This is a genomic window from Paraburkholderia kururiensis JCM 10599 = LMG 19447, assembly GCF_003986935.1.
In the GTDB taxonomy this organism is placed as follows: Bacteria; Pseudomonadota; Gammaproteobacteria; order Burkholderiales; family Burkholderiaceae; genus Paraburkholderia; species Paraburkholderia kururiensis.
This window is the reverse complement of sequence record NZ_RJZE01000039.1, coordinates 19,214-30,891: the sequence shown is the minus strand read 5'-3', so window position 1 is coordinate 30,891 and position 11,678 is coordinate 19,214. Positions and strand designations below refer to the sequence as shown.

The following is an 11,678-nucleotide window of genomic DNA, read 5'->3' as shown; positions in this document are numbered from 1 at the left end:
GCGTCTTGAACGCGCAGATCTGCGCAAAAAACGCCTTCGAAGGCTTGTCGAGACACAGGACTCAGCAGTCACGGCACCCGCCTCCCGATTCTCGCGTCGGTTCGCACGTCAACCGTGCAGCCAATGCACATTGTTCAGCCCGTCCCTAAAGGTCGAGTGGTCCCACACCGCATCGTCCATCGAAAGGCCGACGAACCAGCGAAACAGCATGTTGTAGGAGATTTGCTCCATCAGCATGCGTTCGCTTCGAATCGAATACAGCACCTGCAACAGCAACGCGCGAATCAATTTCTCCGGGGCGATGCTCGGGCGGCCACCCTTCGCGTCGCTCTCGTACATCCGAGCGAACACCGGGTCCATGCGCTTGAGTGCGTCGTTCAGCCAAATGCGAATCGGGCGCAGCGGGTGATTGGCCGGCACGAAGTCATCCAGCCTTGCCATCGTAAACATCGTCTCGGTGTAGCCGTCCGCTCCGCGCATCGCTTCGGTCTCAGTGTTGTCCGCTTCCTTGTTTCAACGTTTACCGCTCCCGGTCCGATGACCATGGCGGAAGCTATTTCAACAGCCTGCTAGGCCTCGGCTTCCTTCAGAAACCCGATGATTTGCTGTTCCGTAAAGCGCTTCTTCATGTTCGTCTTCTTCTCCGAAAACGAACTTTACTAGACTCCGGATGGCCCTGTTTGTAGGGGGCAGGTCAGTCTGATTAGAGTCGTGAACTCTCGAGTTCGAGTGTTAGTTGAGACCCTCGCCAGCGAATTCCATATGGGCCAGCAGGCCGACCAGCCTGCAATGACGGGCCGGACATAAGCGTGCTGCCTTACCTGTAGACCAAAGTGCAACCCCAGCTTGCTATCCGGGAGGCGTCCACATAAGCGACTCTAAATTCGTCCATTTAGACGATGCAATAAACCGAGGGCTTACATAGAATTACCATGTGCTTGTTTGTAAAAGCAGTGTGAGTATTTTGGAAAATGACGTTTGCTCGCTGCTGAAGCATCCTGATCGTAGAAAAGGAAAGTGGAGTCTCGGGTCAGTGTTCCGTTGGAAGGCAGCGATTAACTTGTGTCGCCAGATTTTGTTGCGCCGCTGATGCCTCGCATTTTATATGTTGGAGGAAAGAAATGAACCAAACATATATTGTTATCTGGAACCAGGTATTCGGTCGTTTCGTGGCGGTATCGGAAATCACCGTGTCTTGCCATAAGCAGGTTGGGAGGCGGCGGCGCGCGGGCCGCGCCGAGTCATCGCATCCAGTCTTGTGCGCTGTTCCTGTCATTTCTAGTTTATTTGCTGGCAGGCCTATGCGATATTTTGGCGGGTCGTTGGTTGCCGTCTACCTAATGTTCTCGATGCTGATTGCTGTGGCTGAAGCCGAGCCACCGCCCAATGCGTTGCCAACGGGTGGCGTCGTCAGCGCAGGCAGCGCGACGATCAACCAATCTGGAAGTCATATGCAGATTAGCCAAACTAGTCCAAATGCTGCATTAAATTGGAATCAATTTGATATTGGTGCTGGCGCCAGTGTGACGTTCAATCAACCGTCCACGCAATCTGTTGCGCTAAATCGAGTCAATGGTATAAACCCTTCTCAGATTTATGGCGCGTTGAACGCGAACGGAAAGCTGATACTTATTAATCCGAATGGCGTTGTCTTCGGGCATGGGGCACAGATCAATGCGGGTGGGCTGATTGCAACAACCAAGGCCTTGAGCGACGCTGATTTCATGCAAAACAACTACCATTTTTTGGGGGGAGGGGGCGGGACAGTGCAAAATGATGGCACTGTAATTGCCGCTCCAGATGGCAGTGTGTTGTTGATGGCCGACAAAGTGATTAATACCGGCAGTATCCAGGTGCGCAGCGGGACGATCGGGTTGCTGAGAGGAAGCGAATTGCAGGCAAGTCCTGATTGGCGCTCTGCAAATAATATTGGCAATACTACGGGACAACCAACTGATGTCGCAGTGGATAATAGCGGTAGCCTCGACGTCAGCGGCGCGGTTGGCGGCCGTATTACCCTAGATGGCGGGAACACCGGTATCACGCAATCTAGCGGACGACTGGCTGCGATTGGAAATCAGGGTGCCGGTGGGCAAATTCGTGTGTTAGGCAACAATGTCGGGCTATTGGCCGGAAGTCGAGCAGATGCGTCGGGGGCCTCCGGTGGGGGCGCTGTTCTCGTGGGGGGGAGCTGGAGAGGGTTGGCATCGGAGCGCCATGCAGCGAATACCTATATGGACCCGCAAGCAACCATTGCCGCTAATGCGGTTAACCAGGGCAATGGCGGTCAGGTTGTTTTATGGTCGCAGGACTATACGAACTTTCAGGGGACGATCCAGGCACGCGGCGGCGCGGCGGGCGGCGACGGCGGTCAGGTCGAGACATCGAGCAAGGGTTTTCTGAAAGCGGCACCTAAGAATGACGAAGTGGATGTGTCGACGAAGGCCGGTACATCCGGTGGTTGGTTATTAGATCCGTCCAACGTCACAATTACTTCGTCTGGTAGTGGGGCGTTAAGCAGCGGAAATTACAACCCAGCGGGTGCGATCGGGACTATTTCAAACACCACGATTAATAATGCTCTAAATGCAGGAACTAACGTTACGATTTCCACTACGGCAGGTTCGGGTGGGGTGGGACATTTGATTCAAAATGCCGATGCACCTATTGCGAAGACGGCTGGTGGAGACGCGAATTTGAATCTAGTCGCGAATCTAGACATCGTCTTAGATGGCGGAATTACCTCCACGGCTGGTAAGCTGAATGTTAGTCTGGATGCAACTGGTGGCGCGCGCGACGGCTCCGGCGCCATCATGGTTTCCAAAGACATTTCGACCAATGGTGGCAATCTCTCATTCGAGAGTGGTGCATATTTTGTATCACCAAACATACTTAATATCCAGACTGCGGGAGGCGAGCTAACATTTAATAACGACATCTTGATTGCCAATACAGCAGGCCTAAGTATCGATACTATCACTGGCGCGCCGAATGGAAGAGGGGGGGGCGTGACATTTAACGGGAAAATCGACTCAGGCGACACCTACAGTTACGTAAGCACTCCGACTACGTGGACAAACGCCCAGAAGTTGGCGCAAGGTACGACGGCAGGTGAGGGTGCGGTTGGAGACAGTTATCTCGCTACCCCCCTTAGCCAGTTGCAGAATTTGATCGCAGGCCGGGCAGCAGGATTTACGGAAAGCTGGCTAGGCGGTAGTGCGTTTGTGTCCGGCGTGAACTGGCAATGGGTCGGCGGACGGGCAAAAGGTCGGGTATTTAATACAACGAGGTCTGGGCCTAACCCCGCTCCCGGCTCCTATGTGAATTGGGCTGCCTCGCCAATCGTTCAGCCGGATGATTCTGGTGGAGTCGAGGGCGTTCTGCAATTTATCGGATTGCAAGGTCAGTGGAATGATCTTCCTCCTGGGTCACAATTGCCCTATGTTGTCCAAACTAATTTGGCTGCCTCACCTCTGAGGGTGAACGCTGGACAAGGTAACATCATCTTCAATGGAGCGGTAGGCAGCCTTAACCCACTTGCCTCGTTGACGGTCACGGGACCTACAGCGATCAATGGTGGTCAAATTACCACTGAACACGAGCAAGTTTATCATAGCCCAGTGGCACTCGGTAATACCAAGTCGACTTTGCTCGAGTCGACCAAGAGTACCCTGCAGCTGGATAGTCCTATTAGTTATGCTGGGGCCAACAGTTCCACGCTCGATGTTCGGGCCGCTCAAGATGTGATTTTGAGTCCGGGGGCGACGATTACTTCGTCAAATGGAGCTTTGAATACCAATATTACGGCAGATACGGGCCGGACCGGTCACGGTGCAATCGCATTGAATGTTCCGATTACGACCGATGGGGGTAGCGTCAATCTGGATGCGAGTAGCGGGATCACCGGAAGCGGTGCAGCGATAAGGACGGCGGGAGGTAATATTACCGTGGTTAACCGCACCAGCGCCGACATTACCTTCTCCAGTGGTTCTCCCCTGAATGCCGGTGATGGGAATATCGCCATCACAAATGGTGTGGGAAGCGGCATAACGGGGGGGGGGGGCATTTCGCTGCAGGATTTGGTGGGCGGTGCGATTACCGTGGCGAATAATGTTACGGATATGGTGGCCGGCCAAAATGCAGTGTCGCTGAATGGGCCGACTGCAGCAACAGGTGCTGTTTCGGTCATCAGCCAGACCGGCGACGTCATGGTCAACCAGAACGTGACCTCGACGGTACACAACAATGCGTCGGCAATTGTAATTGCTGCGGGCACCATAAGGGCTTCGGGTGATAGCAACGGTGGGAATGTCAAGTTCGCCAACAGCAAGCTCATTTTCGATCCTACCAGCCGTGGCGTTGTCTATACGGGCAGCATCACCGGTACGGCTGGAGTGAGCTCGTCGGATGTTGGTTATCCTGGTGCGGGGCATTATCGTTATGGCGTTGCTTACGGTGATACATCGCGTATTCCAAGTGCGTCTGGCATTTATGTCCAGTATCGAGATCAACCGGCGCTGGCGCTGACGTTGCGGGACGGGAAGATCTATGACGCAATGTCGCTTGATGTGACCAATTGGGATAACTATATAGCCACAGGTTGGCAGAACGGCGACACCGCCGCTTTCGATTCGTTGACTGGAAGTCTTTCCGCTAACGGCGCCACGTCAACGGTTGTCAAAGACGTCGGAAATTATGCGATCCAGTTAGGAACCTTGGCGGATACGTTGGGGTACAAGTTGAATCTTCCGAACACGGTCTTCAACATCACACCGGCCCGTGTTGTTATAGCGGGTTTGCAAGCGCAAACGAAAGTGTACGACGCAACGACTCAGGCTCGGTTGAGCGCTGGGACATTGGCCGGGGTGTTCGCGCCGGATGCGGGGAGCGTCAACTACGAAATTAGCGGAAACTTCATTGACAAGAATGTTGGAGTCAGCAAACCAGTATTTGTAAGTGGCGTGCTAACTGGTTCGCGGGCGTCCAACTACTATCTTGATAATGCGTCTAGTGCAACCAAGGGTTCTATTACCCCTGCTCCGGTGACAGTGTCGGGCGTAAATCCACTAGATCGTCGCTACGACGGAACAACGGGCGCGATTTTCGGTGGGGTGCCGACATTAACGGGCGTATATGATGCTGATGTCGGAAAGGTATCGCTTCCAGTTCAAAACGTGAAAGGGTTTTTTGCGGACAAAAACGTTGGGCCAAATAAAATAGTTGTAACAGATCCGCTTAGCACTTTCCTTGTTGGTTCAGAATCGAGGAATTATCAAGTTGTCGGAGTGAATGAGGCAACGAATCACGCATCGATTACTCCAGCATTGTTGAAAGTTGATGCCGTGCGTGCAACCAAATTGTTCGACGGTACGTCGGAATCCGATGCACCTGTGTCTGTCATAGGCTTGATGCCTGGCGATGTGATTAACGGCCTTCATCAGCGATATAACAGTGCGTTGCCTGGGCCCACGGATAGCAAGCGACTCACAGTCGCGGACGGATATGTAGTGGAGGATGGCAATGGCGGGAACAACTACAGTGTTGAAGTCGCCATCGCTCGCGGGACCATTAAACCCTTTCCAAACCCCAATGGTATGGGTGGCAACGATCGTACGTTGAAATCAGTCAATTTGAATCTTCTTGCGCTTGAGAAAGCGTGGGAAGACATCCGCCAGAAGGCTGTTCAGGGCGAATTTCTTGAACGCAATGACGGACAGAGAAAGTCTACTCAAACCAATTTCAGTTCTTCATCGTGCGACGAGGCCGGAAAATTCAAGCAGGCAACCTGCCTGTAATATTCTTGGAAAGCCGTAGGTAAGAGGGGGTGGAAAATATGAAAAAGAGAGCGCTACATCGTATCTTCGGACGATTGCCATTGATTGTCTTTCTATCCGTTTTGCTTGTAGGGGCGATGGCTTCCAGCTTGGCTCGACGAGGAGAAGTAGAGGGATTCGAAAGTGCGAATTTTGGGTCGACCGAAGAGATTGTCAGTGCTGCAATAAGGAAAGATTTTGCTGATGCGAAGGTCGAGGCTAAAATGGATGATGTAACGGGGATGAAGAAATGGTTTGTTTATGTTAATAATCTTCCACCATTCAATGTGCCGGCACAGATCGTTTATGGTTTCGGTTATAGAGCCAAAACACTTGTTCAAATCGATATTGTATGGGATTTGGTTGCTGCGAACAGGCAGAATCCAGAGCGAATAAGGAGGGCGATTGAAGGGTTAATAGATTCGTACTCGTCATTCGATTGGGCTGAGGGAAATATTATAACGGGATATTTCTTGGGAAACGTCGATAGCGGCAGCCCATTAAGATTTCTCTTCTTTCGGGGAATTTCACGTCAGAAAAGGATGATTGCTTTGCTTGGATGGCCCGTTTACGCAAAGCTTGGCAGAAAGGGCGAAGGGGTTGGTGCCGATTTCGCAAAACTCGGGAGGATAAGCGCGATATATCAAGTGAATGCGACGGCCACGGACGCTAGGCGGTGACGCCGGTTTCCGCCTCGAATGATGCATGAAACTGATTAATAATGGACGATAAATTAGATCTATAAGAGGTAGGTATGTTCGCTACAAGAAAAAATGTTGCAAAAGTTGCGCTGTTTGCTGCTGTAGCGCTTACATCTTGTGCTTGTTTTGCGCAGGTTTCTAGCGGGCTTATTGTAAATTCACTGCCACTTCCGAAGACTCCAAATCAGAGGCCTGAGGCGACTGAGGGTGATGTCATTATTGGAAACCCTACTGCCGCTCTAAAAGGTCTCGCTGGCAAAATGACTCAAATTCGAATCGGTGGATTCAAATCCGACATCCCCGATGATTCAGATGGATATGAAGCGATCAAGCCATATTTGTATAAACTTATGTCCAGTGATGAGTGGACTAAAATAAGTAGAGAGTTGTTCGACAAGTATGTGGCGAGAGGGCTGTTGATCAGGGCAGATCTAGATATTCTGCCTGACGAACGAGTTGTTGTTAATGTGTCTGAGCTGAGGTTAGTGTCTATCAATGTTGCGAGTCCTGGGTTCCGGGACGATGAAGTGCCAGACCTACGAAAGCAGTTCGCCGATATGTTCAAAATTGGTGATCCCGTGGATTTGAAGAAATTGAAATCCGCGCTATCGAATGTTGACTATCGCGGGAAGGCTATGGTGACAACAAAATTTCTTCAGATCAATGCTGACGGCATTGAGTTGAAGGTAAGAATAGAGCCACGGCGGATCGAGCCAACCGATCGATGGGTGGCCGGGATCGACAATTATGGACTGGCGGGGTTTGGGCGGGCGAGAGTGAGCTTGTCGTATTCGGCGCCGTTGTTCTCCGCAAGTGACAACATTGGTATTCAAGGAATTGTATCAGAAGGATTGCAAAACTTAAGTGGTCGGTACGATTTCCCGGTCCCGGTTGGACTTCCCCTGCGAGGATCCATCTGGGCAAGCAGTTTACATTATTCGGCTAGCGTTGACGGAATTAAGCAACGAGGGAATGCGGCGCTTGCCGGAGTCGATTTGAACTTTCCGCAATTCTTCTGGAGTGGCTCGCAGTTGGTATGGGGTATTGGCTACGAGTACAAGCATGCTCGTGATAGTGTCGTTAGTATTGACACAACGCGGAAAACGATCAATAACCTACATATGCGCGTGTCAGGAGCAGGATTCATTGGCCGGAGACTGGATTTTGACGCTGACGTGACGATCGGAAATCTCAGTATGGACGGCCGTCGTGCAGTGCTGCAAGATGCGATGACAGGAAGAACCATGGGAGCATTTCAGAAATTCGCTGTTAATGCAAACTTTATCCAACCAATAACGCAAAATTCGAGATTCTCGGTTGGCTTGAGCGGACAAGTTTCTAGTGGTAATTTGGACTCCCTTGAAAAAATGTATTTTGGCGGTGAATATGGTGTGCGAGCCTACGATAATACGATTAGCGGCGATCAAGGGTTGCTGGCAAGGGCCGCATACACGTATGAATATAAAATCAACAGTGGCCGCGCTTCAATTGGCCCGTTTTTTGATTATGCGGTTGGGCAAACAAGCCGGTCGCCATGGGCTGAGGAATTTTATGGTGCGCGATCAAACATATTCCATCTAGCAGATGCCGGGCTGCAACTGGGCGCAAAATTCGGTAGGGTTGTACTGAATGCATCTTTGTCGCACCCCGTTGGGAGAAGTGCGGTCGACCCCGAGCAAGGGTGGCGGATTTGGACTGCGCTTCGGACCTCATTCTAATAGAAAATGATAGATGGAAATAATTGGAGGGAGAAGTGCCGAGTCGTATCGATATGTGTTAAGGAGGTGTTTTTTGGGGTTATTGTGAGATTCTACGTGGCGAAACAAAACAATATTAAACTTTTACTCAACAATCAGAAGGTTAATATGAAAATCCATAAAGTAGGCAGGGTACTTTTGGTTCGATCGCTGTTTTTTTGGGGGGCTGCGACCGCCATCGCCGCTCCGCAGGTCGAAGAGCCTGTTCAAATCCAAAATTCATTGGGTGGGCAGCTTTCGTCGCCTGGACAGCAGGCCGTGTCTCGCCAATTTACCTTCACGAGCGGTGCAACCATCAGGAAGCAGTTACTAGCAATAGGTGGTGGCGATGGGAGTACTGCCGTTTGCAAACTTTCGTCCGTTGGCGGCGATCAGAAGGGTGTGAAGCTGCCGGAAGGGTTAACGTTTTCGCCTAATTGCGAATTGGCTGGGGTGGCAGCAGCTGTGCCCTCTGCTCAAACCCATGACTATCGTATCGAATTGTCGGACCAGCAAGGGGGGTACACGGCGAAGAACATTCGAATTACCATTAATCCGCCACTAATGGTTAAGTGCGACCCTGTTCCGATGACGGCTGGAGGACGCATTATTGTGTCTCAATTGCCATGTCAAGCGCGAGGTGGTACGGGGGAAACAACGGTCGCTTATATTGGACCAGACGGCTCGATCCTCAAGGAGCTACCGGGAGGCCTAAAGATCGACGAGAAAGGGGGTATCAGCGGAAAGGTGCCAGATAACGCTGATGAATTGAAAGGTGTCGAAGTTCAATTTGCGGACGCTGGGGGGGCGGCAGTAAGGACGCCAATCTCGCTGGATATTCGTCCGCCTATCAGTATGGACGTTGAAAATGTTGTGTTTACGGCATCAGACCAATCTGGTCGCCCGGTCGATCCGCCTCGCCCAGTCGCAGACATTTCAGGCGGTAGTGGCGTTGTTACGGTGGAGATTCTTGAGGAGGATGGAAAACAGGCTGCGAAATTGCCGGATGGGCTACGTTTCAACGGAATTACAAAACGGTTTGAGGGTTTTGTTCCGATAGCTAAGGATGTTGGTGAAAAGAAATATCTTCTCAAGGCAACCGATCAGGGAGGCGGTTCTATTGAACGAGTGTTCGTGTTAAAAGTCAATCCACCGCTTCAATTGTCTTGAGATTCTTCCGTTACAGTCCAGCAGGCCAGATTAGAGGGTGTACGTTCTGGCCTGGAGAGACCTTGAGCTTCCCCTGAAATTTCGCGTCCCACGAGGTCGTGTATAAACTCGACGGAAAGGAAGGGAAACGGGAATGTTCAAGGTACCCAAGCAGGCGTACGCGGCGGAGTTCAAGGCACAGCGGCCGTGCAACGGATCAAGGATGGCCAAGGGTTCGCCGTGGTGGCCCGCGAGCTGGACATGTCGGAGTAGACGCTTCGCAACTGGGTGAAGGCCGATGAGTCAGGCAAGCTGAACGGAGTGGGAGCGAAGCCAGTCACGCCGGAGCAAATGGAGCTTTCGCGGCTGCGGGCGGAGAACAAGCGCTTGCAGATGGAACTGGAGATCGCAAAAAAAAGCGGCGGCATACTTCGCGAAGGACCTGCTGTGAGGTATGCCTGGATCGACCAGCAGGTCGGACACTATCCGCTGTCGTCGTTGTGTTGGGTGCTCTCGGTCAGCGTGAACGGCAATCGTGCGTGGAAGCGCGGCGACACGCCGGGACGAACGCGACTGACGGATACGCAGTTGTTGACGCTGATCCAGAGGATCCATGCCTAGGTCAAAGGCGCTTACGGCTCGCCGCGCATGACCGAGGAAATCCATGAGCGAGGCTTTCCGGCCAACAAGGAGCGTGTTGAGCGGTTGTGCGTGAGAACGGTATCCGGGCCCGGCACAGGCGCCGTTACCGGGTGACGACCGATTCGAAGCACAAGCTGCCGGTTGCAGAGAATCTGCTGAACCGGGAGTTCAGGCCGGCGGAGCCAAATCAGGTGTTCAGCTCGGACATCACCTACATCTGGACCGACGAGGGGTGGCTGTATCTGGCCGTGGTGCTGGACCTGTTCAACCGGGAAGTGGTGTGCTGGTCGATCAAGCCGCGCATGACGGCGAACCTAGTGACGGACGCGCTGACGATGGCTTGGTTCCGCCACCGCCCCGCGCCGGGAGCGCTGTGTCATTCGGATAGAGGCAGCCAATACGCTAGCCATGAGTTCCAGCGCAAGCTGGCTACCTACAGCATGCGTTACTCGATGAGTCGCAAGGGTAATTGTTGGGATAATGCCCCGACGGAAAGCTTCTTCAATGGCGTGAAGAACGAACGGGTTCACGCCACGCGCTATCAGACGCACCAGGACGCGAAGACCGATCTGTTCGAATATATCGAGGGTTTTACAACCGCAGTCGTCGTCATTCGTCGCTCGGCTTTGTTTCTCCGGAACGCATTCTTCGGGACTGGATCGGGCTCAGCAGACCAAGGGCGCGGCGGCATAACCCGAGACCCTTGGAAGGCGAAAAACCGAGGGAAGCTCAAATACGTAGATGACGGAAATGATGCAGCTAAGCATGAGTACGTTCGACGACCAAACGGATTTTCCCGGGGCCGCTGCCGTGGGGGTGACCTCGCCGCGCGATACGGGTGAGGGCGCTGCGCTCGTGAAGGAGGCGTCGGCGTTTGTCGTGATCGCAACTCCGGTCCGCGTACATGCGACTGGCGCGACTCAGCACTTGGCCTCGCATTCCGCAGGCCGGCACGATGGCGTTAATCAGCGGAACGAGTTGTATGGCGTCGAGATAGTTGGCAGCAGTCAGGATTGCTGCGATCGGCGTTCCGCTGGCGTCGGCGGCAATGTGATGTTTGGAAGCCTGTCGCGTTCGATCGGTGGGGTTCGGGCCAGTTTTCCGCCCGCCCTAACCGCGCGAATCGATGAAGAGTTGACGACCACGCCTGAGAAGTCGATTTTGTCGGCTGCTCGCAGTTTTGCCGGCCGTACGGCGTGCAGTCAATTCCACACGCCGGCTTGCTGCCAGTCGTGCAGCCTGCGCCAACAACTTACGGCCGAGCCGCATCCCATTTCGGACGGCAAGTCGCGCCAACGAATGTCCGCTTTTAGCAACAATAGGATGCTCGTTAGAGTCGCACGGTCCGCTACTGGCTTACGACCGCGATACTTGAAACGAGGTGACTTGGGCAGAGGTAGAAGTGGTTCGATCAGTGCACACAGTTCACCCTCAATAATTAGCTTACCATCTCTTTGGCCCGTCTGTCACGACAGCCAAGGTTAACAGGATGCTGAAAAAGTTAAGCCCCTTAGGCTCTTTTTGAAGCCACTTCTTAGTCCGCTGCCAGCGTTATTCGAGGCAGCGTGAGATCACGACTTGCGCCGGTCCAGAGGCGTAGAAAGCAACGAGCGGCTCCGAGGGTGTCGCGGGTCTCG

Annotated in this window: 4 protein-coding genes and 3 pseudogenes; 5 read left to right on the top strand and 2 right to left on the bottom strand. The window is 52.9% G+C overall.

Features of this window, described 5'->3' with window-relative positions; all coding sequences use genetic code 11:
* Window positions 1–147: 147 nt before the first annotated feature.
* Window positions 148–480 (bottom strand): annotated as a pseudogene (locus tag PKKP23_RS31385) (transposase); the annotation flags it as partial.
* Between the two features lie 641 nt (window positions 481–1,121).
* On the opposite strand from PKKP23_RS31385, the gene PKKP23_RS31375 reads away from it, so the two are divergent.
* The 5 genes and pseudogenes from PKKP23_RS31375 to PKKP23_RS31355 all read left to right on the top strand — a co-directional run bounded on the left by PKKP23_RS31375 (window position 1,122) and on the right by PKKP23_RS31355 (window position 10,734).
* Window positions 1,122–5,795, top strand: coding sequence for a two-partner secretion domain-containing protein (locus PKKP23_RS31375; protein ID WP_126879775.1), 4,674 nt, complete (start codon window positions 1,122–1,124; stop codon window positions 5,793–5,795).
* 38 nt (window positions 5,796–5,833) lie between these two features.
* Window positions 5,834–6,493 carry a hypothetical protein gene (locus PKKP23_RS31370; protein WP_138721044.1) on the top strand — a complete coding sequence of 220 codons (660 nt, stop codon included), beginning with the start codon at window positions 5,834–5,836 and terminating at the stop codon, window positions 6,491–6,493.
* 74 nt (window positions 6,494–6,567) lie between these two features.
* Window positions 6,568–8,232 carry a ShlB/FhaC/HecB family hemolysin secretion/activation protein gene (locus PKKP23_RS31365; RefSeq protein ID WP_126879773.1) on the top strand — a complete coding sequence of 555 codons (1,665 nt, stop codon included), beginning with the start codon at window positions 6,568–6,570 and terminating at the stop codon, window positions 8,230–8,232.
* Between the two features lie 96 nt (window positions 8,233–8,328).
* On the top strand, window positions 8,329–9,420 hold the full coding sequence (locus PKKP23_RS31360; RefSeq protein ID WP_126879772.1) for a putative Ig domain-containing protein: 1,092 nt from the start codon (window positions 8,329–8,331) through the stop codon (window positions 9,418–9,420).
* Between the two features lie 133 nt (window positions 9,421–9,553).
* Window positions 9,554–10,734: pseudogene (locus PKKP23_RS31355) on the top strand (IS3 family transposase).
* Between the two features lie 69 nt (window positions 10,735–10,803).
* On the opposite strand, the pseudogene PKKP23_RS34695 reads toward PKKP23_RS31355, so the two are convergent.
* Window positions 10,804–11,480, bottom strand: a pseudogene (locus PKKP23_RS34695) (IS5 family transposase); the annotation flags it as partial.
* Between the last annotated feature and the right edge of the window lie 198 nt (window positions 11,481–11,678).

Bases quoted from the DNA above. Each gene is read 5' to 3' on its own strand.
- PKKP23_RS31365 (WP_126879773.1), top strand. From the start codon at position 6,568: ATGTTCGCTACAAGAAAAAATGTTGCAAAAGTTGCGCTGTTTGCTGCT.
- PKKP23_RS31370 (WP_138721044.1), top strand. From the start codon at position 5,834: ATGAAAAAGAGAGCGCTACATCGTATCTTCGGACGATTGCCATTGATT.
- PKKP23_RS31375 (WP_126879775.1), top strand. From the start codon at position 1,122: ATGAACCAAACATATATTGTTATCTGGAACCAGGTATTCGGTCGTTTC.